General features: G+C 61.9%; 23 protein-coding genes. 7 read left to right on the plus strand and 16 right to left on the minus strand.

What is annotated here, in order from left to right; translation table 11 throughout:
- Positions 1-6 precede the first annotated feature (6 nt).
- From HU738_RS21080 to HU738_RS21095, 4 genes are all read right to left on the minus strand, one after another.
- Positions 7-381: a hypothetical protein gene (locus tag HU738_RS21080; RefSeq protein WP_186603736.1), complete on the minus strand. Its 375-nt coding sequence runs from the start codon at positions 379-381 to the stop codon at positions 7-9.
- Positions 382-491: 110 nt separating this feature from the next.
- A complete protein-coding gene (gene sixA / locus HU738_RS21085) occupies positions 492-950 on the minus strand; it encodes a phosphohistidine phosphatase SixA (protein ID WP_186603737.1) in 459 nt (152 codons plus the stop codon).
- A complete protein-coding gene (locus tag HU738_RS21090) occupies positions 947-1,294 on the minus strand; it encodes a DUF4389 domain-containing protein (RefSeq protein ID WP_176506487.1) in 348 nt (115 codons plus the stop codon). Before HU738_RS21090 ends, sixA begins: the two co-directional genes overlap by 4 nt.
- Before the next feature lie 15 nt (positions 1,295-1,309).
- A complete protein-coding gene (locus HU738_RS21095; RefSeq protein WP_186603738.1) occupies positions 1,310-2,335 on the minus strand; it encodes an NAD(P)H-dependent glycerol-3-phosphate dehydrogenase in 1,026 nt (341 codons plus the stop codon).
- 276 nt (positions 2,336-2,611) lie between these two features.
- Here HU738_RS21095 and HU738_RS21100 point away from each other — a divergent pair, with 276 nt between their 5' ends.
- The 5 genes from HU738_RS21100 (at position 2,612) to fabB (ending at position 9,534) form a co-directional block, all read left to right on the plus strand.
- Positions 2,612-4,759, plus strand: a complete 2,148-nt coding sequence (locus HU738_RS21100) for a TonB-dependent receptor plug domain-containing protein (protein ID WP_186603739.1) — start codon at positions 2,612-2,614, stop codon at positions 4,757-4,759.
- On the plus strand, positions 4,759-5,649 hold the full coding sequence (locus HU738_RS21105; RefSeq protein WP_186603740.1) for an ABC transporter substrate-binding protein: 891 nt from the start codon (positions 4,759-4,761) through the stop codon (positions 5,647-5,649). The genes HU738_RS21100 and HU738_RS21105 overlap by 1 nt, the downstream gene beginning before the upstream one ends.
- Positions 5,646-7,589: an ATP-binding protein gene (locus HU738_RS21110; protein ID WP_176506491.1), complete on the plus strand. Its 1,944-nt coding sequence runs from the start codon at positions 5,646-5,648 to the stop codon at positions 7,587-7,589. The genes HU738_RS21105 and HU738_RS21110 overlap by 4 nt, the downstream gene beginning before the upstream one ends.
- Positions 7,590-7,789: 200 nt before the next feature.
- The gene (gene fabA, locus HU738_RS21115) at positions 7,790-8,305 is read left to right on the plus strand and encodes a 3-hydroxyacyl-[acyl-carrier-protein] dehydratase FabA (RefSeq protein WP_176506492.1); all 516 of its coding nucleotides are present in this window, start codon (positions 7,790-7,792) and stop codon (positions 8,303-8,305) included.
- Positions 8,306-8,316: 11 nt separating this feature from the next.
- Entirely contained in the window at positions 8,317-9,534 is a 1,218-nt protein-coding gene (gene fabB / locus HU738_RS21120) for a beta-ketoacyl-ACP synthase I (RefSeq protein ID WP_054884044.1), read from the plus strand.
- A gap of 71 nt (positions 9,535-9,605) precedes the next feature.
- Here fabB and HU738_RS21125 read toward each other — a convergent pair whose 3' ends face one another.
- Positions 9,606-10,613: an amidohydrolase family protein gene (locus HU738_RS21125; protein WP_186603741.1), complete on the minus strand. Its 1,008-nt coding sequence runs from the start codon at positions 10,611-10,613 to the stop codon at positions 9,606-9,608.
- A 115-nt stretch (positions 10,614-10,728) separates the two neighbouring features.
- Here HU738_RS21125 and HU738_RS21130 point away from each other — a divergent pair, with 115 nt between their 5' ends.
- The gene (locus tag HU738_RS21130; protein WP_176506494.1) at positions 10,729-11,592 is read left to right on the plus strand and encodes a pirin family protein; all 864 of its coding nucleotides are present in this window, start codon (positions 10,729-10,731) and stop codon (positions 11,590-11,592) included.
- Between the two features lie 30 nt (positions 11,593-11,622).
- Here the strand turns inward: HU738_RS21130 and HU738_RS21135 are convergent, their stop codons facing one another.
- The 4 genes from HU738_RS21135 to HU738_RS21150 all read right to left on the minus strand — a co-directional run bounded on the left by HU738_RS21135 (position 11,623) and on the right by HU738_RS21150 (position 15,344).
- Positions 11,623-12,348 (minus strand): dienelactone hydrolase family protein, encoded by a 726-nt coding sequence (locus HU738_RS21135; RefSeq protein WP_186603742.1) that lies wholly within the window; start codon positions 12,346-12,348, stop codon positions 11,623-11,625.
- Positions 12,349-12,411: 63 nt separating this feature from the next.
- The gene (gene htpG / locus HU738_RS21140; RefSeq protein ID WP_054884048.1) at positions 12,412-14,319 is read right to left on the minus strand and encodes a molecular chaperone HtpG; all 1,908 of its coding nucleotides are present in this window, start codon (positions 14,317-14,319) and stop codon (positions 12,412-12,414) included.
- A 69-nt stretch (positions 14,320-14,388) separates the two neighbouring features.
- Positions 14,389-14,871: a PaaI family thioesterase gene (locus HU738_RS21145; RefSeq protein WP_186603743.1), complete on the minus strand. Its 483-nt coding sequence runs from the start codon at positions 14,869-14,871 to the stop codon at positions 14,389-14,391.
- The gene (locus tag HU738_RS21150) at positions 14,868-15,344 is read right to left on the minus strand and encodes a PaaI family thioesterase (RefSeq protein ID WP_176506497.1); all 477 of its coding nucleotides are present in this window, start codon (positions 15,342-15,344) and stop codon (positions 14,868-14,870) included. Before HU738_RS21150 ends, HU738_RS21145 begins: the two co-directional genes overlap by 4 nt.
- A 152-nt stretch (positions 15,345-15,496) precedes the next feature.
- On the opposite strand from HU738_RS21150, the gene HU738_RS21155 reads away from it, so the two are divergent.
- The gene (locus HU738_RS21155) at positions 15,497-15,772 is read left to right on the plus strand and encodes a hypothetical protein (protein WP_060512806.1); all 276 of its coding nucleotides are present in this window, start codon (positions 15,497-15,499) and stop codon (positions 15,770-15,772) included.
- 51 nt (positions 15,773-15,823) lie between these two features.
- Here the strand turns inward: HU738_RS21155 and HU738_RS21160 are convergent, their stop codons facing one another.
- From HU738_RS21160 to HU738_RS21190, 7 genes are all read right to left on the minus strand, one after another.
- Entirely contained in the window at positions 15,824-16,576 is a 753-nt protein-coding gene (locus HU738_RS21160; protein ID WP_186603744.1) for a DUF599 domain-containing protein, read from the minus strand.
- Between the two features lie 187 nt (positions 16,577-16,763).
- On the minus strand, positions 16,764-18,077 hold the full coding sequence (gene brnQ / locus HU738_RS21165) for a branched-chain amino acid transport system II carrier protein (RefSeq protein ID WP_054884053.1): 1,314 nt from the start codon (positions 18,075-18,077) through the stop codon (positions 16,764-16,766).
- 374 nt (positions 18,078-18,451) lie between these two features.
- Complete coding sequence (sucD, locus tag HU738_RS21170) at positions 18,452-19,336, minus strand: succinate--CoA ligase subunit alpha (RefSeq protein WP_004376004.1); 885 nt, start codon at positions 19,334-19,336, stop codon at positions 18,452-18,454.
- On the minus strand, positions 19,336-20,502 hold the full coding sequence (gene sucC, locus HU738_RS21175) for an ADP-forming succinate--CoA ligase subunit beta (protein ID WP_054884054.1): 1,167 nt from the start codon (positions 20,500-20,502) through the stop codon (positions 19,336-19,338). The genes sucD and sucC overlap by 1 nt, the downstream gene beginning before the upstream one ends.
- A gap of 172 nt (positions 20,503-20,674) precedes the next feature.
- A complete protein-coding gene (lpdA, locus tag HU738_RS21180) occupies positions 20,675-22,111 on the minus strand; it encodes a dihydrolipoyl dehydrogenase (protein ID WP_186603745.1) in 1,437 nt (478 codons plus the stop codon).
- Positions 22,112-22,204: 93 nt separating this feature from the next.
- On the minus strand, positions 22,205-23,428 hold the full coding sequence (gene odhB / locus HU738_RS21185) for a 2-oxoglutarate dehydrogenase complex dihydrolipoyllysine-residue succinyltransferase (protein ID WP_176506500.1): 1,224 nt from the start codon (positions 23,426-23,428) through the stop codon (positions 22,205-22,207).
- Positions 23,429-23,470: 42 nt separating this feature from the next.
- Positions 23,471-26,302, minus strand: a complete 2,832-nt coding sequence (locus HU738_RS21190; RefSeq protein ID WP_054884057.1) for a 2-oxoglutarate dehydrogenase E1 component — start codon at positions 26,300-26,302, stop codon at positions 23,471-23,473.
- Positions 26,303-26,427: the final 125 nt, after the last annotated feature.

Consider the following 26,427-nt stretch of genomic DNA (forward strand, 5'->3'; position numbering starts at 1 on the left):
ATCAGGTCATGCCGACTCGTCGAAACTCGCCAGCGAGCGGCGCAGACAGGCTTGCATGTAGGCGATCTGGCTTTCCAACGCCTCACGGGCCAGGCGTTGGTCATGGACATCCAGTTGCAGCCGGCGCAAGGCCAGGCAGCTGGTTTGCAGCAGCTGGGACATGCGCATGCACGACTGTTGCAGTTCAAGCAGGTCCTGTTCGAGTACCAGGTTGTTTTGAGGAGGGGGCACTGCCTGGCTACGGATTTTGCCCCGCAGGTGCCGGAGCTTGGCGTCGGCGGCCTCGCGCAACAGGGCGTGCCGGGCGAAATCGAGTGGTTTGTCACGCTGTACGGCTTCAATCGTGGGTTGCAGATCCAGGGAGCGCAGAAGCTCGTGCATCAAACCACTCATCCAACGCTCCCTGCCCTGTCACCTGCTGAACAACCTGGTGCCAAGCATCCGTCGGCCGCACATGGCTGGCAACTGGCAAAAATGCCAGTTGCTTTCGCTCACTCAGGGGAATTGAGCGCGCGCACGGTCATCAGCCCTGCCAGCGGCCAGTCGCCTTCCAGTTCCGCCAGGCTGGCAGTGCTCATGGGCGCCGGCTGCTGCTGGTGGCCATGCTCGAGCATACCGACCAGCGAACCTACTAATGGCTGGTGGCTGACCAGCAACACATGTTCCAGGCCCAGGCGCTCGATCTCGCCGATCACCAGCCGCACCTCGCTGTCAGGTGTCAGCCACGGCACGGTGCGCACGGGTTCAGCGAAGCCCAGGGTGTCATGCACCAGGGCCGCTGTCTGTTGTGCCCTGACATATGGGCTGGCAATGATCGCCTGCAACGGCTGGCCAAGCAGCCGGGCTGCACTGTGCAGCACCTGCTCGCGGCCATGGCCGGTCAGGCGCCGCTCGGCATCGGTATTGGCGCGTGGCTCGGCCTCACCATGGCGCAGCACCCACAGCTTCACAGCTTGGGCTCCTCGTCACGCACCGGGTGCGGCGCCGGGGCCACGATGTGGGGCGCCTCGCCATCCGGGGCACGCGCGGTCGGCCAATCGGCGAACGGCCAAGGCTTCTGGTCAGTGTGGAAGGTCCCGAAACGGCCGATCTGCGCCAGGTACTGGCTGAGGCTGTCACCGAAGTTCATCAGGCTGGCGCTCGGTGCGCCATAGACCAAGCGGTAGATCAGCTGCACCAGTACCAGGCCGCCGAGCAGCAGCTCGGCCAGTTGCCACACCACCAGGAACACCAGCATCCACAGCACCCGCAGGATGATCGACTCGCGCTGGGCGCGCTCGGGGGTATCGTTCATGTGCTGCTCCTTCGCTTAATTGAAACCACTGATGGAAATGAAATCGACGTCGGTCTTTGGTTCGGCGCGCATCAGGTGCTCGATCACCTGGTTCAGCGTGCGCCCTTCGAAGAGGATGGCGTGCAGGCCGGCCACCAGCGGCATGTAGACCTGCACCTCCTGGGCCTTGGCCTTGAGCACCTTGAGCGTATTGACCCCTTCGGCCACCTCGCCCAGGCGGCTGACGGCCTGCTCCAGGCTCAGGCCCTGGCCCAGGGCGTAACCGACCTGGTAGTTGCGGCTCTTGGGCGAGGAGCAGGTGACGATCAGGTCACCGACACCGGCCAGGCCAAGGAAGGTCATGGGGTTGGCGCCCTGGCTCACGGCAAAGCGGGTCATCTCGGCCAGGGCGCGGGTAATGAGCATGCTCTTGGTGTTTTCGCCCATCCCCAGGGCCACGGCCATGCCGGCGATGATCGCGTAGACGTTCTTCAGCGCGCCACCCAGCTCGACACCGAAGCGATCACTGCTGGCGTAGACCCGGAAGGTGCGCCCATGCAGCACGGCCTGCACCTGCTGGCACAAGTGTTCGTCTTCACTGGCGACCACGGTTGCGGTCAGGGCGTGTTCGGCGATCTCGCGGGCCAGGTTGGGGCCGGAAAGCACGCCGATGCGGGCCTCGGGGGCGATCTCCTCGAGGATCTGGCTCATCAGCTTGAAGCTCTGCGCCTCGATGCCTTTGGTCAGGCTGACCAGGTATTTGCCGCGCAGCAGCTCGGCATGGGGCGCCAGCACACTGCGCAGGGCACTCGACGGCAGCGCGACGAAGATCAGGTCGCTGGCTTGCAAGGTGGCCAGCAGGTCGTTGACCGGTTCGACACCGTCCTGCAGGCGGATACCCTTGAGGTAGCGCGGGTTCTCGCGGTTGACCCGCATCGCCTCGGCCTGCTCGGGGTCGCGCATCCATTGGCGCACCGGCACGCCATTTTCGGCCAGCAGGTTCGCCACGGCGGTGCCGAAGCTGCCGCCTCCCAGAACTGCAACAGGTTGCTGTTCAGTCATAATCAATCCGTTAAAGCCATTAAGTTAAGTGGCGACCTGAACATTATACGGGTCGCTTGCGACAGAGCCAGTGGCGGGCTCCTTTGGGTCCGGCGGGGGATTTTTGGCGCCTGTGAGATCGAGCGCCGCCCGCGCGGCGCATCGCGGATCACTCCGCTCCTACAGTCTGTTTCTGGCCAATCCCTCCTGTGAGGTCACCGCTGTCCGCCTTGTCCGCTTCGCAATGAAAGGCAAATCCACCCGGGATCACTGGCAAAACCTTGTCGGTCAGTTAACATGCCTGTTTCAATCCTGAGACAAGGCAGTCCTGTGTTCCCCGGCCCGCCCCCTTACCCTCGCCTGCTGTTGCTGACTGCCTTGCTCGGCGGCTCGGCCATGGCCGATGACTTGTTCATCGACAACACCGACCTGCCGCAGGTTCTGACCGCCACGCGGCTGAAGCAATCCCCCGCTGCGGTACCGGGCAGCATGACCGTGCTCGACAACGAGCTGATCCGCGCCAGCGGTGCCCGTGACATCCCCGAACTGCTGCGCCTGGTACCGGGCATGATGATCGGCTACGGCGCCGGCAACCAACCGACGGTCAACTACCACGGCAGCAACGTCAACGATGCGCGACGCATGCAGGTACTGATCGACGGCCGCTCGGTGTACCGGGCCGGCCTGGCCACGGTGGACTGGAGCGACATCCCGGTCGCCATCGAAGACATCGAGCGCATCGAGGTGTTCCGCGGCCCCAACACCGTCAGCTACGGTGCCAACGCATTGATGGCGGTGGTCAACATCCTCACCCGCAACCCGGCCGACAGCCACGGCACGCGGATGAAACTGACCCGCGGCCAGGATGGCATCAACGACTATTACCTCAGCCATGGTTTCGGCTGGGATGGCGGCGACCTGCGCCTGTCGGTGTCCGGTCAGCAGGACGATGGCTTCGACGAGAACCAGTTCGGCCAGGATTACCGCGACAGCCGCCGCCTGAACCGCTTCAACCTCAGTGTCAGCCACGTCCTTGCGCCAGACCAGACCCTGGAATGGCAACTGGCAGCCAAGGAGGGCAGCAACCAGCGGCCGTACACCTATCAGCCAGTGTTTGGTAGCTACCAAGCAGGTAAAGATGCAGACGTCAACGCCAAGGATTACGCAGGCTCTATGCGTTGGACCAAAGACTTCAACGCAGAGCACAGCCTTTATATACAGGGTTCGGCACAACAATTTGATCGCCAGCAAGTCTGGCGCGCCTGTGACGCCCTCGAGTCTTTTAGTCCCGAGTTGACACGACTTTGGCAGATCAATCCTGATTACGCGGAAAAGGTCGCCCGCGGAATTGCGCTGGGTCAAACCCCGTCCACCAACGACCCTGTCCTCAAAGAGCTCACTCGACAGGTGGAGGCTCAATGGAACGCTGGTGGCAAGGACCCGGTATGCGGCGACGTAGACCAAAGCACCCGCGAGACCCGATACGACCTCGAAATCCAGGACACCCTGAGCCTGACCGACAGCCTGCGCCTGCTGAGCGGCATGAACTACCGCTATGATCGCGCCGATTCGCAGACCTACTTCAACGGCAGTATCGACGACCAGACCTGGCGTCTGTTCGGCCAACTGGAGTGGCGCGCCGATGAGCACTGGATTGTCCAGGGCGGCGCGATGTTTGAGGACTCGCGCCTGTCCGGCAGCTCGCTGACCCCACGCATGGCGGTCAACTACCTGATCACACCGCGCCACGGCCTGCGCGCGGTGTATTCCGAGGCCGTGCGCTCGCCGGACATGTTCGAGAACAACGTCAACTGGAGCTACACGGTCAAAAACCTGACGCCTAATAAATTTGGGTTGCAAGATGGCGAATACTTCGTCAAGACCCGCGGCCCGGGAGACCTCGAACAGGAACGCATGCGCTCACGCGAGCTGGGCTACAACGGCTACTTCAGCGACTTCGACCTGAACATGGATGTGAAGCTGTTCTACGACGAGATCACCGGAATGATCAGCGAACCCCTGAAGAACAACCAGTACATCGCCAGCAATGCCAACAAGGCCCGCTTCAGCGGTAGCGAGGCGCAACTCGACTGGCGCCTGGCACCGCGTGACCGCCTGCGCCTGACCTATGCCTATGTCGATGCCTGGGCCAGCAACCCTGCCGACCGTCGCCTCAGCGCACGCAACAGTGGCTCGGCCGGGTGGATGCGCGAATGGGGCGAGGGTTGGTCAAGCGCACTGTTCTATTACGGCGACGACGCCCTCAACCAGTATCGCTACGAACGCATCGACCTGCGCGTGGCCAAGCGCTTCCGCATCCAGGGCAGCACCCTGGAGCTGGCCGCACTGTGGCAGCAACGCCTTGACGACCAGCCCACCACGGTCGAACAGAACCGTTATGACAGCCGCCACCGCCTGAGCGTCAGCGCGGAGCTGGAGTTCTGATGGCCCGGCTGCTGCGCCTGCTGCTGTTCTGCCTGTGGCCTGTGGGTACGCTGTCCGCCAGCGAAATCCTGCTGGTCGGCGGCGAAGAGCAGCCCGGCGTGCGCAGCTTCGTCGAAGCCTTGCAAGGCCGCCGCGGCCACGACCAGGTGCGTTTCCAGAGCACCGCCGCGTTGCCCCGCCCCGCTCAGCTCAAGGCTGACGTGCGCCTGGTGCTGCTCGACGCCAGCGCGCTGGACTGGCGCCTGAGCGAAAGCAGCGGGCCGCCTGCGCTGGCCATGCGTATCAGCCGGGTACAGGCTGAACAACGCCTGGGAAAGTCGCGCCCTGCTTACCTGACCCTGCTGTGGAGCGACCCGCCGCTGGCGCGGCAACTGCGCCTGGCCCGCTACCTGTTGCCACAGGCCCAGCGCATCGGCGTACTGTACGGTGAGCACAGCCACTTCCTGCTGGACGAGCTACGCCAGGCGGCGCGCCCACTGGGCCTTGAGATCGTCGCCCAGGACTGGCCAGACCAACGCGACAGCCGGCCCTTGCAACATCTGCTGGCCAACAGCGACGTACTGTTAGGCCTCGATGACCCCGACCTGTACAACTCCAAGACCGCGAAAAACCTCTTGCTCAGCAGCTACGGCCGGCAAATGGCACTGATCGGCCCGAACGCCGGCTTCGTTCGCGCCGGCGCCCTGGCCAGTACCTACAGCGACCAGGACGACTGGCTGGCCGTGCTCGACCAGTTGCTCGACCAGCCGCCAGCACGTTGGCCCCGCAGCCTGTATCCGGCACGCTATGGGGTCAGCGGCAACCAGCAGGTAGCGCGTGCCCTGGGCCTTGAACCGATCGATCCGAACGCCACTGCCAAGGCCCTGGCCGAAGGAGAACCCACCCCATGAGCAAACGCCTGAGCTGGGACATCCACACCCGCACCCAGATCATCAGCCTCGGCCCGGCACTGTTGCTGACCCTGCTGTTGATCAGTTTTTTCACCTTCGTGCGGATCCAGGATCTGCGCCAGGAGCTGAACCACACCGGGCAGCTGATTGCCAACCAGCTGGCCCCGGCATCCGAATACGGCGTCATCTCCGGTAACAATGAAGTCCTCGAAGGCCTGATGCGCGCCACCCTGAGCATCCCGCACGTGCGCTTCCTCGAGGTGCAGGACAGCCGTAACCACATCCTGGTGTACGTCGAGCAGCAGGACGAGAGCAACAACCGGGCACAGCAGGTAGAAGTGTTCCAGGCGCCGATCCGCCTCCAGCAAATCCGCCTGGACAGCGACTTCCTGCAACAGGGCAAGGCGCCGACACCGGCCATCGGTGACGACTACCTGGGGCGGGTGATCGTCGGCATGTCGGACGATGCCTTCAGCCAGCGCCAACAGGAAATCGTGATCAAGGCCGGCATTCTCGCGCTGTTCGCCCTGCTGTTCACCTTTCTCCTGGCCCGCCGCCTGGCCATGAGCCTGGCCAAGCCGATCAGTGACATGGGCCATGCGGTCAAGGCCATCCAGCAGGGCGAATACAACGCTCCGCTGCCGGTCGTCGACGACAGCGAACTCGGCCACCTGGCGCGCCATATCAACAACCTCGCCAATGCCCTGGAGCAGGCCAGCGCCGAACAGAAACGGGCCATCGCCCAGCTGATCCAGGCGCGCGAGGAAGCCGAGCAGGCCAACGGCGCCAAGTCGGAGTTCCTGGCAATGATGAGCCATGAACTGCGCACCCCCATGAACGGCGTGCTGGGAATGCTGCAACTGCTGGAGACCACCCAGCTGACCAGCGAGCAGGCCGACTACACCGCCGTGGCCAGCGAGTCCACCGGGCACTTGCTGAAGGTCATCAATGACATCCTCGATTTCTCGCGGATCGAACGCACTGCGCTGGAACTGGAGCACATCGAGTTCAACCTGGGTGAACTTATCACCAGCAGCGTGCAGTCGTTCCAGCACAGCGCACAGCAGCGCGGCCTGGAACTGCGCCTGCAACTGCCGGCAGACGGCGCACAGCCACACGTGATCGGCGACCCGACGCGCATCCGCCAGATCCTCCTCAACCTGATCGGCAACGCCTTGAAGTTCACCGAGCGCGGTCAGGTTCAGGTCGAAGCGCGCTGGCAGTCGCTGGACCGGCAATCACTGTGGTTCACCTGCAGCGTGCGTGACACCGGCATCGGCATCGACAGCGAACGCCTGGAAATGATGTTCGTTGCCTTCCAGCAGGCCGACAGTTCGATTTCCCGGCGCTATGGCGGCACCGGCCTGGGCCTGTCGATCGCCCGCACCCTGGCCGAACGCATGGGCGGCAAGCTGCGCGGTGAAAGCCGCGAGGGGCTGGGTTCGACCTTTACCCTGGAAATGCCGCTGCCGCTGGCCAGCACCGTGCCCGCAACGCTGCCCGGCAACTCGGCGGCCAGCGCGCCACTTCAGGTGGGCAAGCGCATCCTGTTGGTGGAGGACAATCCGGTCAATCAGAGCGTCATCGAAGCCATGTTGCGCAGCCTGGGGATGGAGGTCAGCGTGGCCCACGACGGGCTTCAAGCGGTGGAGCTGGTCAGCCAGCAGCCGTTCGCCGCCGTGCTGATGGATTGCCGCCTGCCGCAGCTGGATGGCTACGAAGCGACCCGGCGTATCCGCCTGTTGCCGGCTTGCGCGCAGTTACCGATCATCGCCTTGACCGCCAATGCCCTGCAGGGTGACCGCGAGCGCTGCATGGCCGCCGGCATGAATGATTACCTGAGCAAACCGTTCCGCCGCACCGAGTTGCAGCGGGTATTGCAGCGCTGGTTGCCCGGACGGACAGCTGCAACTGGCGATGCGACTGGCGATAAATGCTAAATTGCGGCAGTCTTAAGTACTGGACAGGACCTTGTTCGGACCTGAAAATAGCGTTTCAGTGCACACCTGTACTTCTTTCACCAGGTGCGCTGTGACTTTCACCACAACGCAATAGTCTACCTGTAGGCTGCCGTCCCAGAAGCAGAAGGGTCGGCCGGGAAGATTCATCCCCTGCCACAGGGGGTTATTGAGGAGCTCGCATGACCAAACAACACGCCTTTACTCGGGAAGACCTGCTGCGCTGCAGTCGCGGTGAGCTGTTCGGCCCAGGTAATGCGCAACTGCCCGCGCCGAACATGCTGATGGTCGATCGCATCACCCACATCAGCGAAGAAGGCGGCAAGTACGGCAAAGGTGAATTGGTCGCCGAGCTGGATATCACCCCGGACCTGTGGTTCTTCGCCTGCCACTTCGAAGGCGACCCGGTGATGCCGGGCTGCCTGGGCCTTGACGCCATGTGGCAGCTGGTCGGCTTCTTCCTCGGCTGGCAGGGCCTGCCGGGCCGTGGCCGTGCGCTGGGTTCGGGCGAAGTGAAGTTCTTCGGCCAGGTGCTGCCTGCCGCCAAGAAAGTCACCTACAACATCCACATCAAGCGCGTCCTGAAGGGCAAGCTGAACATGGCCATCGCCGATGGTTCGGTCAGCGTCGACGGCCGCGAGATCTACACCGCCGAGGCCCTGCGGGTCGGCGTGTTCACCTCCACTGACAATTTCTAAGGGTTATTCGCATGCGCCGCGTCGTTATCACTGGTCTGGGCATCGTATCGTGCCTGGGCAATGACAAAGCTACCGTCACCGAAAACCTGCGCAACAGCCGTCCGGGTATCCGTTACAACCCGGAATACAAGGAAATGGGGCTGCGTAGCCAGGTTTCCGGTTCCATCGACCTCAACCTCGAAGAACTGATCGACCGCAAGGTCTACCGCTTCGTCGGCCACGCCGCTGCCTACGCCTACCTGGCGATGCAGGACGCGATCAAGGACGCCGGCCTGACCGAAGAGCAGATTTCCAACCCGCGTACCGGCCTGGTCGCCGGCTCGGGCGGCGCTTCGACCCTGAACCAGATGGAAGCGCTGGATACCCTGCGCGAAAAAGGCGTCAAGCGCGTCGGCCCGTATCGCGTCACCCGGACCATGGGCAGCACCGTTTCGGCGTGCCTGGCGACCCCGTTCAAGATCAAAGGTATCAACTACTCGATCTCGTCGGCCTGCGCCACTTCCGCACACTGCATCGGCACCGCCCTGGAGCAGATCCAGTGGGGCAAGCAGGACATCGTCTTCGCCGGCGGCGGTGAAGAAGAGCACTGGAGCCAGTCGTTCCTGTTCGATGCCATGGGCGCCCTGTCGACCAAGCGCAACGAAACCCCGGAACTGGCTTCGCGCGCCTACGACGCCGACCGTGACGGCTTCGTCATCGCTGGCGGCGGCGGCATGGTGGTGGTCGAGGAACTGGAGCACGCCCTGGCCCGTGGCGCCAAGATCTACGCCGAAATCGTCGGCTACGGCGCCACTTCCGATGGCTACGACATGGTCGCACCAAGCGGCGAAGGCGCCATCCGCTGCATGCAGCAGGCGCTGTCCACCGTCGACACCCCGATCGACTACCTGAACACCCACGGCACCTCGACCCCGGTCGGTGACGTGGCAGAAATGAAGGGTGTTCGCGAAGTGTTCGGCGACAAGGCGCCGAAGATCAGCTCGACCAAGAGCCTGTCGGGCCACTCGCTGGGTGCCGCAGGCGTACACGAGGCGATCTACTGCCTGCTGATGATGGAAAACAACTTCATCGCCGGCTCCGCCAACATCGACGAGCTGGACCCTGAAGTCGCGGACCTGCCGATCGTGCGCAAGACCGAAGACGCCAAGCTCACCACCGTGATGAGCAACAGCTTCGGCTTCGGTGGCACCAACGCCACGCTGGTGCTCAAGCGCTGGGAAGGCAAGTAAGACGCTGCTGCGGTAAGTGAAACGCCCCGACTGGTTCGGGGCGTTTTCATTTGTATTGCTTATACGGGCAGCTACTTCTTCCCCTTGGGCAACACCGCCAGGAAATTATCCCGAGCCACCTTGCTGGCCACTTCTTCAGGCAACGCATCCAGGAACGGCCTGAAGCCATGCATCTGCTCGCCAAGGCTGCCAAACCGCCCCACCACATCCGACCCCAGCATGAACCGGTCCGGATAGCGCTTGACCAGCGCCACCCATTCCTGGCGCGGTACGCCCTGCTCGTCCAGCAGATAGGGTTCCAGCACACTCCACGACAAGTCCACATACAAATTCGCATAGTCCGCCAGCAATCGCGTCAACACAGGCAAGAGGAAGTCCATCCGGGTCTGATGCCGATGGATCTCCGCACTGCTACCCGCATGCGCCCAGATGAAGCGGGTATGCGGATGATTACGCAGGGGCTCTTCGAGTTCGGCGAGGTACAGCGGATTGCGCTCGCGCTTGGAGGTGATGTTCGAATGCAGCAACACCGGCATATCGCGTTCGGCCGCCAGGTGATAGATACGGGTCATCGCTTCGTTGTTGGCGCGCGGTGTATCACCACTGGTCAGCGCGGTCAGGTCGTCATGGCGGGTGAACACCTCACCGATCCCCTGCCACAACCCCGGGTTCAGTTCGAGCATGCGCTCGATATGGCTGACGGCATTCTTGTCCACCGGGTTGAAACCGGTCAGAAACGGATGGAAACGCTTTCGCTGTTCGACCGGTAGTTTTTCCAGCGCCGCAGCCACATAGGTATCGGTCGCGCTGTACCAATAAGCATCGGCGTCGTCTCCTGCGTAATAGCGTGGGCGCTTTGGCTCATCTTCGTGCCATTTCTTGGCCACCGGAATGCCGGAAATCATCGAATGCTCGACACCGGCATCATCCATGGCCTTGATCAGCGCTGACATGCCCTCGGTCTCCTGGAAGAAGTCCACGTAGTGCAGATGGGCATCGCTGTAGCGATAGTCACGGGCCTGGGCCGCCTGGCACAGCCAGCCTGACAACAGCATGCAGGCCAGCGCTCTGGCAATCATGGGCAATCTCCTTTTCCGGGCATCAGCAGGGTAGACCGGGTAGCCAGCGCAACGGTTCAGCATTGCTCGGCAAACCGCTATGCTTGGGGCATTTCCCCCTCGCCTGGAGCCCGCCATGAGCAGCCCCCTGATCATCCGCCCACGCGCCGAATCGGTCGAGGGCCAGCCGATCCTGCGCCCGCTGCCCTCGGCACAGTGCCGCAGTGTCGGCCCCTTCGTGTTCTTCGACCATATGCTCGAAACCGACTATGCGCCGGGCCATGGCATGGATATTCGCCAGCATCCGCATATCGGTCTCTCCACCCTCACCTACCTGTTCGAAGGCGCGATCCTGCACAAGGACAGCCTGGGCTCGGAGCAACGTGTGCTGCCTGGGGATGTGAGCTGGATGACTGCCGGCCGCGGCGTGGCGCATGTCGAGCGCACGCCTGCGGACGCCCTGGCCCATGGCTCACGCTTGCACGGGCTGCAGGTGTGGCTGGCCGCGCCAAAGGCGCTGGAACAGGGCGAGCCGAGCTACAGCCACCATCCAGCGGCAAGCCTGCCGGTCAGCGACAGTTTGGGCGTGCGCATCTGCATGATTGCTGGCAGTGGGTTCTGCCTGAAGTCACCGGTGCCGGTGCTCTCCCCTACCCTCTATGCCCATGTGCTCATGCAGCCCGCTACCACGCTGGTGGTGCCGGCCGAACATGTGCAACGTGCGCTGTATCTGCTCGATGGTGAGCTGCTGATGGACGACGAGGCAGTCGAAGCCTGTAGCCTGGTCGTGCTGCCGGAGGGGGAAGAGGTCACGCTGTATGCGGAGGAAGAATGCCAGCTGGTGCTGATTGGCGGCGAGCCACTGGATGGGCCGCGGCGGATGAACTGGAATTTTGTGGCCAGTGATGGGGAGCTGATCGAGCGGGCCAGGGCCAGGTGGGCTGCCGGGGACTGGCCGACGGTGCCGGGGGAAACCTCAAGAATCGAATTGCCTCGCTGAATCGGGGCCGCGTTGCGGCCCCTCAGAACATCAACGCTGGAACACTTCAGTAAGCAGGTTGTGCATCGCGCGGAACGCCCGCTCCGAGGTGCGACGGTCGTACTGCATCTTGCCCGGCACATTGGCGCTCGGGTCGGTGAACGAATGCACCGCTCCACCGTAGCTCAGCAATTGCCAGTCCACCTTGGCGGCGTTCATTTCGTCCTCGAACGCAGGCAATTGCTCCTTGGGTACCAGCGGGTCGGAGGCACCATGCAAGACCAGCACCGAGCCCTTGATACGCTTGGCATCTTCAGGGTTCGGGGTATCCAGTGTGCCGTGGAAAGACACCGCAGCCTTCAGGTCGGCACCGGTACGGGCCAGCTCCAGCGCACAGCAGCCACCGAAACAGAAGCCGAAGGTGGCTACCTTGCCCGGCTCGAGCAGCGCCTTGGATTGCCCCAACAGTTGATCCAGCGCTTCCTTCATGCGCTTGCGCAGTTCGCCCCGGTCATTTTTCAGCGGCATCATTGCCGCCCCGGCCTCATCGGCATTGGACGGACGCACCGACTGCCCGTACAGGTCGGCAATCAGAACCACATACCCCTTCTCGGCCACTTCCTTGGCGATACGCTCGGCGCCGTCACCGATACCCATCCAGTTCGGCGCCATCACCAGGCCCGGGCGACCCAGCGCACCTGGCTCGTAGACCAGGCGGCTTTCATAGGTCTTGCCGGACAGGTGATAGACCAGCGATTCGACGATTACCTTGCTCATCAAGCACTCCTCAGGCACTGACTATAAAAAAGCCCGCCGAAGCGGGCTTTCCTGTGCATCAACTCAAGCAGACAGCTCGACCAGTAGCTTGTTCAGGCGACGAACGTAAGCTGCCGGATCCTTCAGGCTATCACCGGCCGCCAGCGCGGCCTGATCGAAGAGGATGTGCGACAGTTCGGCAAAGCGGTCTTCGCTCTGCTCGTTGTCCAGCTTCTCGATCAGCGGATGAGTCGGGTTGAATTCGAAGATCGGCTTCGATTCCGGCACCTTCTGGCCGCTGGCCTCGAGAATCTGGCGCATTTGCAGGCCCAGGTCCTGTTCGCCAATGGCAAGGATCGCCGGCGAGTCGGTCAGGCGGTGCGAGACGCGGACTTCGGCGACGCTGTCACCCAAGGCACCTTTCAGACGCTCGACCAGGCCCTCCTTGTCCTTGGCCACTTCTTCCTGGGCTTTCTTGTCCTCTTCCGAGTCCAGCTTGCCCAGGTCGAGATCGCCACGGGCGACGTCGACGAATGCTTTGCCATCGAACTCGTTGAGGTAGCTCATCAGCCACTCGTCGATACGGTCGGTCAGCAGCAGGACCTCGATGCCTTTCTTGCGGAAGACTTCCAGGTGCGGGCTGTTCTTGACCTGAGCGTAGGATTCGCCGGTGAGGTAGTAGATCTTGTCCTGACCTTCCTTGGCGCGTGCCAGGTAATCGGCCAGGGCAACGCTCTGCTCGCCGCTGTCGTCCTGGGTGGAGGCAAAACGCAGCAGGCCGGCGATCTTTTCCTTGTTGGCGAAGTCTTCAGCCGGGCCTTCCTTCAGCACCTGGCCGAAGTTCTTCCAGAAGCTCTTGTACTGCTCAGGCTCGTTCTTGGCCAACTTCTCCAGCATGTCCAGCACGCGCTTGGTCAGCGCGGTTTTCATCGAGTCGATGATCGGGTCTTTCTGCAAGATCTCGCGGGACACGTTCAGCGACAGGTCGTTGGAATCCACCACACCCTTGATGAAGCGCAGGTACAGCGGCAGGAACGACTCGGCCTGGTCCATGATGAACACGCGCTGAACGTACAGCTTCAGGCCACGTGGCGCTTCGCGCTGGTACAGGTCGAACGGCGCACGGGCCGGCACGTACAGCAGCGAGTTGTACTCAAGCTTGCCTTCGACCTTGTTGTGGCTCCAGGCCAGCGGGTTCTCGAAGTCATGGCCGATGTGCTTGTAGAACTCCTGGTATTCCTCGTCCTTCACCTCGGAGCGCGAACGGGTCCACAGGGCGCTGGCGCGGTTGACGGTTTCCCATTCCTGCGCGGGCTTTTCTTCGCCTTCAGCGGCTTGAGCCTGCTCCTTGGGCAGTTCGATCGGCAGGGCAATATGATCGGAGTACTTCTTGACCACATTGCGCAGGCGCCAACCATCGGCGAACTCCAGCTCGCCCTTCTTCAGGTGCAGGACGATACGGGTGCCACGCTGCGGCTTGTCGATGGTGGCAACTTCGAATTCACCTTCGCCCTTCGACGACCAGTGCACGCCTTCGGCGGCTGGCAGGCCAGCGCGGCGGCTGTATACATCGACCTTGTCGGCAACGATGAAGGCCGAGTAGAAGCCGACACCGAACTGACCGATCAGGTGCGAGTCCTTCTTCTGGTCACCGGTGAGGTTCTTCATGAAGTCGGCGGTGCCGGACTTGGCAATGGTGCCCAGGTGGGCGATGACATCCTCACGGCTCATACCGATGCCGTTGTCTTCGAGGGTCACGGTACCGGCGTCCTTGTCGAAGCTCAGGCGGATCTTCAGGTCGGCATCGTTCTCGAGCAGTTCTGGCTTGGCCAGGGCCTCGAAGCGCAGCTTGTCGGCGGCGTCGGAGGCGTTGGAGATCAGCTCACGCAGGAAGATCTCCTTGTTCGAGTACAGCGAATGGATCATGAGGTGCAGCAGCTGCTTTACCTCGGTCTGGAAGCCCAGCGTTTCTTTTTGAGTCTCCACACTCATGGTCTTCAAAACTCCGATCTGATGGCAGTGGCGCCCCGCGGCCGACATGGCCAGCGTTAACGGCGGATGTCATGCAGATGGGGGCTGCCCAGACGATTTCAAGGGCTTTTCCGGTTCGATCTTGAAGTGCGCACGGGCGGTGGCGATCGGTGACTGGCGGTCAGCCTGCCAGGCAGTGATGGCGACGTTGGTGACCCGCCGCCCCTGACGCCAGAGCTGGCACTGGGCGTAGGTGTCGCGCAAGTGCCCGGCGCGCAGGTAGTCGATGGAAAAATCGATGATCTTCGGAATGCTCGCGCTTTCGCTGTAGATCAGTAGGTAGAGCGCCGCGGACAACTCCATGAACCCGGCGATCACGCCGCCATGGATGGCCGGCAGCAAGGGGTTGCCGATGTTGTCCTGGTTGGCCGGCAGGCGAAACAGCAGGTCATCGCCCTCGCGCTCGCACTCGATGCCAATCAGGCCTGCATAAGGGATCAAGGCCAGTAACGGGCGGTAATCACCGACAGCGTGGGCCGCATTCAACTGCTGACGAATGCCCTCAGGAATCATGCCCCGCCCTCCTTCAGGGTGTTGGCGAAACCGATGCCGCCTTTGATCTGCTGGCCCAGACGCATGAAGGTGCCGACCACTTGGCAGATCGGCTGATCCGGGTCGTCCTGGTAGGCGCTACCGCGGGTGAAGATCACATCGCGGGTGACCCGGTAGCATTGGGCATGGCCATAGATGGGCTTACCCGCTTCGGCCGGGTGCATATAGTCGATGCGCAGGTCGAGGGTCGGGCACACCTCGAAGCGCGGCAGCACGCACAGGGTGGCCATGCCGCAGGTGGTATCCATCAGCGTGGTCAGGGCGCCGCCATGTACCGCACCGGTCTGCGGGTTGCCGACAATCGACGCTGACCAAGGCAACATCAGCGTCATGCCGTCGCGGTCGGCATGGACCACACGCATCTGTAACAACTGGCAATGCTTCAATGCTGAAAGAAAGCGTTCGGCCATGGCCTGCAAGCTTGATGCGTTCATATGCAGTTCCCAGGATCACTGCCGTTACGGCACAAAAACAGTAAAAAGTCCATATAGAACACGGCGTTATATATCTGAAAAAACGTGGAACTTATTCCACACCGCCGAACTCGAAGGAACAACTCAGTTATTCACCAAGAGGAAACACCCCCATGCGTAAACCTTTTGCTTTTGCTCTGATGCTGGCTGCTGCCATGGGCCTGGCTGCTTGCGATAAAGCGAGCGAAGACAAAGCCCAGGACGCACAAGAACACCGTGAACAAGCCCAGGAAAAGATGGGTGATGCTCAGGATAAGATGAACGACGCCGCCAAGGAAAACGCCGAAGCCGCCAAAGATCAGGCCGAAGCCGAGCAGAAGGCCGCCGAAGAGGCCGCCCCGACTACTCCGGCACCGACCACCGCGCCTGCCGAACCTGCCAAGCAGTAAACGACAGGCACAAAAAAACCCGACATTGTCGGGTTTTTTTGTGCCTGCGTCTTACGAGTTAATCGTTTCAGTCCTTGTATTGGGCACTTCTGTCGGGACACTTTCGGTGGGGGTGAACACCATGACGTCCAATACGTCGGAATGGAACTCTCGGCGATACAGAATCAGCACTACCCCGACACTCACGATCATGAACAGCCACGGGCTGATAAACCACGTGAGCATGGCCATGCCGAAGTAATAAGAGCGCAGGCCGAAGTTGAACTGGTTGGCCGCCAGCGAAAGCACCCGCGCCGCCCGCGAGGCAAACGCCTTGCGCTCCAGTTCGTTGACCTGGCGTTCACCAATCATTGGCGCGGACCCCACCAATACCGCGGCAAAGTTGTACTGGCGCATGCACCAGCTGAAGGTAAAGAAGGCGTAGACGAAGACCATCGCCAGGCACAGCAGCTTGATTTCCGACATACCCTGGGATGCCTGCTGTACCAGCGGCAGGTCTGCAAGCAGCGACAGGGCGCGATCCGAAGCACCTAGCACGGTGAGAATACCGGCAAGGATGATCAGCGTGCTGGAGGCGAAAAACGAGGCGTTGCGCTCCAGGTTACCAATCACGCTGGCGTCGGCGATGCGGTTGTCGCGCAGCAGCATGCGGCGCATCCAGTCTTCCCGGTATAGATGCAGCACGCTGGCCAGGCAGGCAGTGTCTCGGCCTTTCCAGATGGCATAGCGGGTGTAGCCGCCCCAGCAGAGGGCGAACCAGCAGACGGCCAGGAGGTTGTGTAGATTGCTTTGGATGAAGTTCATGCAGGATTCCCGAGAGCCAGGTGCACAAAGGATAGTGACCGGGTTTCGACGCCCACAAGCGGCAAAAGGCACAACCTGAAACGAAAAAGCCCCGCATCCATACGGATTCGGGGCTTGCGGGTTTCAACCCTTGGCCAGCACCCTGCGGCTCGTGACCGGTGCTGCCCTCAGGCTTCGACCTATGCCATCAGGCCAAGGCTTCGCGCGGCTTGCCGAGCAGGCGGTCGCAGGCCACTGCGCCAACCAGCGTTACCACCGAAGGTACCAGCCAGGCCAGGCCTTGATCGCTCAGCGGCAAATGCGCCAGAACGTCTGGCAAGACATGGGCAATCTCGCTGCCCTTGATCGCGTCGACGATACCGAACACCAGCGACACCAGCATCACCGGGGCCAGGATACGGGTCGGCGAATGCCACAGCTCCTTCACGAAGCTCAGCCCCACCACCACGATGCATGGGGGATAGATGGCGGTCAGTACCGGGATCGAGAACATGATCAACTTGGTCAGGCCCAGGTTGGAGATCAGCAACGAGAAGCCTGCCAGGATCACCACCAGCGCACGGTACGACAGCGGCAGGACCTGGCTGAAGTACTCGGCACAGGCACAGGTCAGGCCGACCGCAGTCACCAGGCACGCCAACGCGATCAGCACGGCGAGGAAGCCACTGCCCAGCGAGCCGAAGGTGTGCTGCACATAGGCATGCAGGACAGCGGCACCGTTGGTGGCACCGGCGGCAATCTCATGGCTGCCGGCACCGAGGCGGAACAGGCTGATGTACACCAGCGCCAGGCCAACACCAGCGATCAGGCCAGCGATGATGGCATACCGAGTGATCAACTTCGGCGACTCGACACCGCGCGAGCGGATGGCATTGACGATGACGATACCGAATACCAGGGCACCGAGGGTGTCCATGGTCAGGTAGCCATCGGAGAAGCCCTTGGAGAACGCAGCGGCCGCATAGGCCGGCTGAGCTTCACCGATGGTTCCGGCCGGCAGCGCGAAGGCAGCGATGCCCAGCACCGCCAGGGCAATGATCTTCAGTGGCGCGAGGAAGCGACCGACGGTGTCGAGCAGTTTGCCCGGATACATGGACACTGCCAGTACCACGGCGAAGTACACCAGGCTATAGATGAACAGCGCTGTCGGGCTTTCACCGGTCAGCGGCGCCACACCCACTTCGAACGACACGGTCGCGGTTCGCGGCGTCGCGAACAGCGGGCCGACCGACAGGTAGCACACGGCCGCCAGCAGGCCACCGAAGAACTTGCCGATCGGGCTGCTCAGGGCATCCATGCCGCCACCGACCTTGGCCAGGGCGACCACGGTAATGACCGGCAGCCCCACGGCGGTGACCAGGAAGCCCAGGGCCGCCATCCACACGTGCGGGCCAGACTGCAGGCCAACGATAGGCGGGAAGATGATGTTGCCCGCGCCTACGAAAAGCGCAAACGTCATAAAGCCAAGCGCCAGGATATCCTGGCCTTTGAGAACTTTCATTTAAGGTAGTACCACACTGCTGAAATCGGGATTCGAGAGGGGATTTCCCTTTTGGATGAGGGGAAATGCTGCCCGGCTTGATAGGCCAGACCCGTTTAGCGTGTCGTTCCCTTTTGGGGTACGGGCACAGAGTGAACGCGTAGATTAACCGTTTTACCCGGCAAACGCACTGGCACAGTGCTGCTTGTCCGATGTGCGTACATGTTTGTCGTCTGTGTGACCGTGAACAGTAGGAATTATCCTCTGATTGAAACATTCGTCTGCGCGAAAATTCCTATCAAAACTATCGAAAAACCTAACTGCCTGTTCGAACCGCAAAAACGACAAAGGCCACCCGAAGGTGGCCTCTGTGCGCGTGGGGGGTATAGCAGGTATTACTTCTTGACTTCCCAGCCAGTCAGCTCGGCCAGGGCCTTGCCGATGTCAGCCAGGGAACGCACGGTCTTCACACCAGCGTCCTGCAGCGCGGCGAACTTCTCGTCCGCAGTGCCTTTGCCGCCGGAAATGATGGCGCCAGCGTGGCCCATGCGCTTGCCCGCCGGGGCAGTAACACCGGCGATGTAGGAAACGACTGGCTTGGTGACGTTGGCCTTGATGTAGGCCGCCGCTTCTTCTTCAGCCGAACCGCCGATTTCACCGATCATGACGATCGCTTCGGTTTTCGGGTCTTCCTGGAACAGCTTCAGGATGTCGATGAAGTTGGAGCCCGGGATCGGGTCGCCGCCGATGCCCACGCAGGTCGACTGGCCGAAGCCGGCGTCGGTGGTCTGCTTGACCGCTTCGTAGGTCAGGGTGCCGGAACGCGAAACGATGCCGACCTTGCCTGGCAGGTGGATGTGGCCTGGCATGATGCCGATCTTGCACTCGCCCGGAGTGATTACGCCTGGGCAGTTAGGGCCGATCAGGGTCACGCCCAGCTCGTCGCACTTGACCTTGGCATCCAGCATGTCCAGGGTAGGAATGCCTTCGGTGATGCAGACGATCAGCTTGATGCCGCCGAAGGCTGCTTCCAGGATCGAGTCCTTGCAGAAAGGAGCCGGAACGTAGATGACCGAAGCGTCAGCGCCGGTGGCTTCCACGGCTTCCTTGACGGTGTTGAACACCGGCAGGCCCAGGTGGGTGGTGCCACCCTTGCCTGGCGTAACGCCGCCGACCATCTTGGTGCCGTAGGCGATGGCCTGTTCGGAGTGGAAAGTACCCTGCGAGCCGGTGAAGCCCTGGCAGATGACTTTGGTATCTTTATTGATCAGGACGCTCATTACTTGCCCTCCGCAGCTTTGACAACTTGTTGAGCAGCGTCGGTCAGGCTGGTGGCCGCAATGATGTTCAAACCGCTTTCTGCCAGTACTTTAGCGCCCAGTTCGGCGTTGTTGCCTTCAAGGCGAACGACAACCGGAACTTTAACGCCGACTTCTTTCACTGCACCGATGATGCCTTCGGCGATCATGTCGCAGCGAACGATGCCGCCGAAGATGTTGACCAGAACGGCCGCGACGTTGGTGTCGGACAGAATGATCTTGAACGCTTCGGTAACGCGCTCTTTGGTAGCGCCGCCGCCCACGTCGAGGAAGTTGGCTGGCTTGCCGCCGTGCAGGTTGACGATGTCCATGGTACCCATGGCCAGGCCGGCACCGTTGACCATGCAGCCGATGTTGCCTTCGAGGGCAACGTAGTTCAGTTCGAACTTGGCAGCGTGGGCTTCACGGGCGTCGTCCTGCGACGGGTCGTGGAAAGTCTTCAGCTTAGGCTGACGGTACATGGCGTTGGCGTCGATGTTGATCTTGGCATCGAGGCAGTGCAGGTCGCCATCGGCCTTGATCACCAGCGGGTTCACTTCCAGCAGGGCCAGATCGTGATCCTTGAACAGCTTGGCCAGGCCCACGAAGATCTTGGCGAACTGTTGAACTTGCTTGCCTTCCAGGCCCAGCTGGAACGCCAGCTCACGACCCTGGAACGGCTGAGCGCCAACCAGTGGGTCGATGGTAGCCTTGAGGATCTTCTCAGGCGTGTCGTGCGCCACTTTCTCGATGTCCACGCCACCTTCGGTGGAAGCCATGAACACGATACGGCGGCTCGAACGATCCACTACAGCGCCGAGGTACAGCTCTTTGGCGATGTCAGTGCAGGATTCGACCAGAATCTTGGAGACGGGTTGACCGTTGGCATCAGTCTGGTAGGTAACCAGATTCTTGCCCAACCACTGTGCAGCGAACGCCTTGGCGTCTTCCTTGCTGCGAACCAGCTTGACGCCGCCCGCCTTGCCGCGACCACCTGCGTGAACCTGGGCTTTGACTACCCACTCGTTCCCGCCGATCTTGTCGCAGGCTTCTGCTGCAGCTTCAGGGGTGTCGACTGCGAAACCCTTGGAAACTGGCAGGCCGTACTCAGCGAACAGCTGCTTACCCTGATACTCGTGAAGATTCATGCTTTTTACCGTCTTCGTTAGGTACTGCGCTTCGGCGCTGCGCCATTGCTGGCGCCGCACCACCTGTGACCATTGACCCCGGGTTTTCCCGTGTTGTCCGGTCCGGCGGACGTTCCGCGGTGAGTCATGCACGCAAGACTCACGACGGGCAGCCCGCCGTGGTTTCTTATAATTAACGCTTCTTACGGTTGGCCACGTGAATGGCGCCGCCATTCACTGCCAGCGCTGCTTCATGCAGCGCTTCGGACAGGGTTGGATGGCTGAAGACCATCATGCCCAGATCCTCGGCACTGGTGCCGAATTCCATTGCGATCGCGCCCTGCTGTACCAGTTCGGCAGCCGATGGGCCAATCACGTGAACACCCAGAACGCGGTCGGTCTTGGCGTCAGCGATGACCTTGACGAAACCACCGGTATCGTTGGCCGCCATCGCACGGCCGCTGGCCGCGAACGGGAAGGTGCCTACGTTAACCTCAACACCCTCGGCCTTCAAGGCTTGTTCGGTCTTGCCGACCCAGGCGATTTCCGGGTGGGTGTAGATGACCGAAGGGATCAGGTCGTAGTTCATCTGGGCCTTGTGGCCCTTAATGCGCTCGACGACCATGATGCCCTCTTCCGAAGCCTTGTGGGCCAGCATCAGACCACGCACCACGTCACCAATGGCGTAGACGCCCGGTACGCTGGTAGCGCAGTAGTCATCGACATAGATGTAGCCACGCTCGTCGATGGTCACGCCGCTGTCTGCAGCCAGCAGATCGGTGGTCACCGGGCGACGGCCGACCGCGACGATCAGCTTGTCGAAGGTGATCTTCTGCTCGCCTTCGGCGTTGGTGTAGGTCACTTCGACTTCGTTGCCGTTGACTTTCGAGCCGGTGACGCGAGCGCCCAGCTTGATGTCCAGGCCTTGCTTGGTCAGGGTCTTCTGGGCTTCTTTCGACACTGCGGTGTCGGCAGCCATCAGGAAGGTGTCCAGGGCTTCCAGGACAGTGACCTCAGCACCCAGGCGAGCCCATACCGAGCCCAGTTCAAGGCCGATGACACCAGCACCGATCACGCCCAGGCGCTTCGGTACGCTCTGGAACTCCAGTGCGCCGGTGGAGTCGACGATGACGTTCTGGTCGACCGGAGCCGGAGGAATGTCGATCGGACGCGAGCCGGAAGCGAGGATCACGTTCTCGGCTTCGATGACTTCAGTGGTGCCGTCGGCTTTGGTGACTTCGACCTTTTTGCCAGCCAGCAGCTTGCCGTGGCCCTGGATCGAGGTCACGCCATTGGCCTTGAACAGGGTGGCGACGCCACCGGTCAGGTTTTTCACGATGCCGGCCTTGCGGCCAACCATCGCGGCGACGTCCATCTTCACTTCGCCAGTGGAGATACCGTGGACGTTGAAGCTCTCCTTGGCTTCCTTGTACTTCCAGGAGCTGTCCAGCAGCGCCTTGGACGGAATGCAGCCTACGTTCAGGCAGGTGCCGCCCAGGGCCAGCTTGCCCTCGGCGTCGGTGTACTTCTCGATACAGGCAGTCTTCAGACCAAGTTGTGCGGCCTTGATGGCAGCAACATAGCCGCCAGGACCTGCACCGATTACCACTACGTCGAATTTCTGGGTCATAAAAGATTCCTTATCAGCTACAAGCTACAGGCCGCGGACCGCGCGGCGTGGCTTCTTGCGAAGCCAGGCCCGGCACGGTACGCAGCCAGAGGGTTAGATGTCCAGCAGCAGGCGAGACGGATCTTCCAGCAGGTTCTTGATGGTGACCAGGAAGGTTACCGCTTCCTTGCCATCGATCAGGCGGTGATCGTAGGACAGTGCCAGGTACATCATCGGGCGGATAACCACCTGGCCGTTGATGGCCATCGGACGCTGGATGATGTTGTGCATGCCCAGGATGGCAGCCTGTGGCGGGTTGACGATCGGGGTCGACATCATCGAGCCGAAGGTACCGCCGTTGGTGATGGTGAAGGTACCACCGGTCATCTCTTCGATCGACAGCTTGCCGTCACGGGCCTTCTTGCCGAAGGTGGCGATGCCGTTTTCGATTTCAGCCAGGCTCATCGACTCGGCGTTACGCAGCACCGGAACCACCAGGCCACGGTCGCTCGACACGGCAACGCCGACGTCGGCGAAGCCGTGGTAGACGATGTCGTTGCCGTCGATCGAGGCGTTGACCGCCGGGAAGCGCTTCAGGGCTTCGGTGGCGGCCTTGACGAAGAACGACATGAAGCCCAGGCGTACGCCGTTGTGGGTCTTCTCGAACAGGTCCTTGTACTTCGAACGCAGGGCCATGACTTCGGTCATGTCGACTTCGTTGAAGGTGGTCAGCATGGCCATGTTCGACTGGGCTTCGACCAGACGCTCGGCGATCTTGGCGCGCAGACGGGTCATCGGCACGCGCTTCTCGGTGCGGTCGCCAGCGGCAACGACAACCGGGGCAGCGGCGGCGGCAGCAGCCGGCTTGGCCGCCGGGGCCGGGGCCGACTTCTTGTTGGCGACGGCGGCGACGACGTCTTCCTTGGTGATGCGCCCGCCTTTGCCGGTGCCGGCAACGGTAGCCAGGTCGATCGCGTTTTCTTCGGCCAGCTTGCGTGCGGCAGGTGCAGCGATCGGGTCATCTTCGCCAGCGTCGGCAGCAGCAGCGGCAGCCGGGGCAGCGGCGGCCGGAGCAGCTGCTGGGGCAGCGGCAGCAGCACCACCTTCAACGATCGAACCCAGCACTTCGTCGGACAGGACGGTGTCGCCCTCGCCCTTGACGATGGCGCCCAGCACGCCATCGGCGGTGGCCAGCACTTCCAGGACGACCTTGTCGGTCTCGATGTCGACGATCAGCTCGTCACGCTTGACGGCCTCGCCCGGCTGCTTGTGCCAGGTGGCAACGGTGCCATCGGCAACCGATTCCGGGAAGGTTGGGGCTTTGATCTCGATAGCCATTATCTGTGTTTCCTTAAATTCGGTTTCAGGTGCGCGAAGGCATTAGACAGTGAAGGCGTCTTGCAGCAGTTTCTCCTGCTGCTCGGCGTGCTTCGATGCGTAACCACAGGCTGGCGCGGCGGAAGCGTCGCGGCCGGCGTATTCCAGGACCAGTGCCTTGTTGTGGCGGCCCAGGATCCGGCGCATGTGGTGCTGACTGCTGTACCAGGCGCCCTGGTTCATCGGTTCTTCCTGGCACCAGACCGCATGCTTGAGGTTGGTGTATTGCGCCAGGATTTCGACCAGATCGTCCTCAGGGAACGGATACAGCTGTTCCAGACGCAGGATCGCGATGTCTTCGCGGCCTTCGGCACGGCGTTTTTCCAGCAGGTCGTAGTAGACCTTGCCGCCGCACAGGATCAGGCGTTCGACCTTGGCCGGATCGAGGCTGTCGATTTCCGGGATCACGGTCTGGAACGAGCCTTCGGCCAGATCTTCCAGGGTCGAGACGGCCAGCTTGTGGCGCAGCAGCGACTTCGGCGTGAGGACAATCAGCGGCTTGCGCAGCGGGCGAATGACCTGACGACGCAGCAGGTGGTAGATCTGTGCCGGGGTGGTCGGTACGCAGACCTGGATGTTGTGCTCGGCGCACAGCTGCAGGTAACGCTCCAGACGCGCGGAGGAGTGCTCCGGCCCCTGCCCTTCATAACCGTGTGGCAGCAGCATGGTCAGACCGCACAGGCGGCCCCACTTGTGCTCGCCGCTGGTGATGAACTGGTCGATCACCACCTGGGCACCGTTGGCGAAGTCGCCGAACTGAGCTTCCCAGATCACCAGCGCGTTCGGCGTGGTGGTCGAGTAGCCGTATTCGAACGCCAATACCGCCTCTTCCGACAGGAAGGAGTCGTACAGTTCGAAACGCGGCTGGCCCGGGAACAGGTTCTTCAGCGGTACGTAGGTGCTGGCGTCCTTCTGGTTGTGCAGCACCGCATGACGGTGCGAGAAGGTGCCACGGCCGATGTCCTGGCCGGTCATGCGGATCGGGTGACCTTCGAACTGCAGCGTGGCGTAAGCCATGGTCTCTGCATAACCCCAGTTGATCGGCAAGCCACCGGCCTGCATCTTCTGGCGATCTTCGTAGATCTTCGCGACCTGACGCTGGACGACGAAGCCTTCCGGCAGTTCCAGCAGCTTGGCCGACAGGTCCTGCAGGGTCTTGAGGTCGAAGCGGGTATCGTGACGCGCAGTCCAGGCATGGCCCAGGTACGGACGCCAGTCGACGAACAGCTCGCGGTTCGGCTCCTTGACCAGGCTCTTCACCACGTGCAGGCCGTTGTCCAGGGCGTTGCGGTACTCATCGATCTTGGCCTGAGCGCGCTCGGCGTCGATGCGACCGGCCTGGATCAGCGAATCGGCATACAGCTCACGGGTGGTGCGCTGCTTGGAGATCTGCTGGTACATCAGCGGCTGGGTGCCGTTCGGCTCGTCGGCCTCGTTGTGGCCGCGACGACGGTAGCAGACCAGGTCGATGACCACGTCACGCTTGAACTGCATGCGGTAATCGATAGCCAGCTGAGTCACGAACAGCACGGCTTCCGGATCGTCACCGTTGACGTGCAGGATCGGCGCCTGAATCATCTTGGCGACGTCGGTTGCATACTCGGTGGAACGTGCGTCCAGCGGGTTGCTGATGGTGAAACCGACCTGGTTGTTGATCACGATGTGCACGGTACCGCCGGTCTTGAAACCGCGGGTCTGCGACATCTGGAAGGTTTCCATGACCACGCCCTGGCCAGCGAACGCGGCGTCGCCGTGGATCGAGATCGGCAGAACCTTGTCACCCACGGTGTCGTTGCGACGGTCCTGACGGGCGCGCACCGAACCTTCCACCACTGGCGAGACGATTTCCAGGTGGGACGGGTTGAACGCCATGGCCAGGTGCACTTCGCCACCCGGGGTCATCACGTTGGAGGAGAAGCCCTGGTGATACTTCACGTCACCGGAGCCCAGCTCGTTCATCTTCTTGCCTTCGAACTCGTCGAACAGCTCGCGCGGGTTCTTGCCGAAGGTGTTGACCAGCACGTTCAGACGGCCGCGGTGGGCCATGCCGATCACGACTTCCTTGGTGCCGTAGGAACCGGAGCGCTGGATCATCTCGTCCAGCATCGGGATCAGGCTTTCGCCGCCCTCGAGGCCGAAACGCTTGGTGCCTGGATACTTGGTGCCCAGGTACTTCTCGAGACCTTCACCGGCGGTCACGCGCTCGAGCAGGTGCGTCTGCACGTCGACCGAGAACTCCGGACGGCCGCGCACGCTTTCCAGACGCTGCTGGAACCAGCTGCGCTGCTCGGAATCGACGATGTGGGTGAACTCGGCGCCAATGGTGCGACAATATGTCTTCTGGAGCGCCTCGAAGATCTCGCGTAGGCTCGCCTCCTCTTTGCCGATGAACAGGTCGCCGGCACGGAAGGTCGTATCAAGATCGGCATTGGTCAAGCCGTAGTGATTGATCGACAGGTCTACAGGCGCAGGTCGCTGCCACAACCCCAACGGGTCGAGCTTGGCAGCCTGATGGCCGCGCATACGATAGGCCTGGATCAGTCGCAGAACTTCAACCTGCTTCTTCTCGTGTTCTGTGCTCACGCTCCCGGCGGAAACCGGTTGTGCGCGGCGCTGGTTCTTTGCCAGCAGTACGAAATGGTCGCGGATCGTCGAGTGCGATACATCGGTAGCGGTGCTGCCGTCGGCTGGCAACTTCTGGAAGTAAGTGCGCCACTCTTCTGGCACAGCGTTAGGGTCGTGCAGGTAGAGCTCGTAGAGCTCTTCCACATATGCAGCGTTACCACCTGAAAGGTGGGCGCTATCCCACATGCGCTGCATCACGCTTTCTTGCATGCTTGGTCACCCTCGGTTAGGGGACTGATCGGCGAGAGCCACAGCAAACCTGGAAAAGTCCGAATAAAGCGACTGAACCACGCCACTTGGATCCTGCTGATTTTCCGGGTACCAGCCCGGAAAGC

This window comes from Pseudomonas vlassakiae, assembly GCF_014269035.2.
GTDB lineage: Bacteria > Pseudomonadota > Gammaproteobacteria > Pseudomonadales > Pseudomonadaceae > Aquipseudomonas > Aquipseudomonas vlassakiae.

Coding starts and splice junctions, on each gene's coding strand:
- lpdA (WP_186603745.1), bottom strand. CDS start 22,111: ATGACCCAGAAATTCGACGTAGTGGTAATCGGTGCAGGTCCTGGCGGC.
- HU738_RS21145 (WP_186603743.1), bottom strand. CDS start 14,871: ATGATTCCTGAGGGCATTCGTCAGCAGTTGAATGCGGCCCACGCTGTC.
- HU738_RS21190 (WP_054884057.1), bottom strand. CDS start 26,302: ATGCAAGAAAGCGTGATGCAGCGCATGTGGGATAGCGCCCACCTTTCA.
- HU738_RS21130 (WP_176506494.1), top strand. CDS start 10,729: ATGAGCAGCCCCCTGATCATCCGCCCACGCGCCGAATCGGTCGAGGGC.
- HU738_RS21080 (WP_186603736.1), bottom strand. CDS start 381: ATGCACGAGCTTCTGCGCTCCCTGGATCTGCAACCCACGATTGAAGCC.
- HU738_RS21150 (WP_176506497.1), bottom strand. CDS start 15,344: ATGAACGCATCAAGCTTGCAGGCCATGGCCGAACGCTTTCTTTCAGCA.
- fabA (WP_176506492.1), top strand. CDS start 7,790: ATGACCAAACAACACGCCTTTACTCGGGAAGACCTGCTGCGCTGCAGT.
- HU738_RS21155 (WP_060512806.1), top strand. CDS start 15,497: ATGCGTAAACCTTTTGCTTTTGCTCTGATGCTGGCTGCTGCCATGGGC.
- HU738_RS21135 (WP_186603742.1), bottom strand. CDS start 12,348: ATGAGCAAGGTAATCGTCGAATCGCTGGTCTATCACCTGTCCGGCAAG.
- sucC (WP_054884054.1), bottom strand. CDS start 20,502: ATGAATCTTCACGAGTATCAGGGTAAGCAGCTGTTCGCTGAGTACGGC.
- HU738_RS21160 (WP_186603744.1), bottom strand. CDS start 16,576: ATGAACTTCATCCAAAGCAATCTACACAACCTCCTGGCCGTCTGCTGG.
- odhB (WP_176506500.1), bottom strand. CDS start 23,428: ATGGCTATCGAGATCAAAGCCCCAACCTTCCCGGAATCGGTTGCCGAT.
- HU738_RS21100 (WP_186603739.1), top strand. CDS start 2,612: ATGCCTGTTTCAATCCTGAGACAAGGCAGTCCTGTGTTCCCCGGCCCG.
- fabB (WP_054884044.1), top strand. CDS start 8,317: ATGCGCCGCGTCGTTATCACTGGTCTGGGCATCGTATCGTGCCTGGGC.
- HU738_RS21095 (WP_186603738.1), bottom strand. CDS start 2,335: ATGACTGAACAGCAACCTGTTGCAGTTCTGGGAGGCGGCAGCTTCGGC.
- brnQ (WP_054884053.1), bottom strand. CDS start 18,077: ATGAAAGTTCTCAAAGGCCAGGATATCCTGGCGCTTGGCTTTATGACG.
- HU738_RS21090 (WP_176506487.1), bottom strand. CDS start 1,294: ATGAACGATACCCCCGAGCGCGCCCAGCGCGAGTCGATCATCCTGCGG.
- HU738_RS21110 (WP_176506491.1), top strand. CDS start 5,646: ATGAGCAAACGCCTGAGCTGGGACATCCACACCCGCACCCAGATCATC.
- HU738_RS21125 (WP_186603741.1), bottom strand. CDS start 10,613: ATGATTGCCAGAGCGCTGGCCTGCATGCTGTTGTCAGGCTGGCTGTGC.
- HU738_RS21105 (WP_186603740.1), top strand. CDS start 4,759: ATGGCCCGGCTGCTGCGCCTGCTGCTGTTCTGCCTGTGGCCTGTGGGT.
- sucD (WP_004376004.1), bottom strand. CDS start 19,336: ATGAGCGTCCTGATCAATAAAGATACCAAAGTCATCTGCCAGGGCTTC.
- htpG (WP_054884048.1), bottom strand. CDS start 14,319: ATGAGTGTGGAGACTCAAAAAGAAACGCTGGGCTTCCAGACCGAGGTA.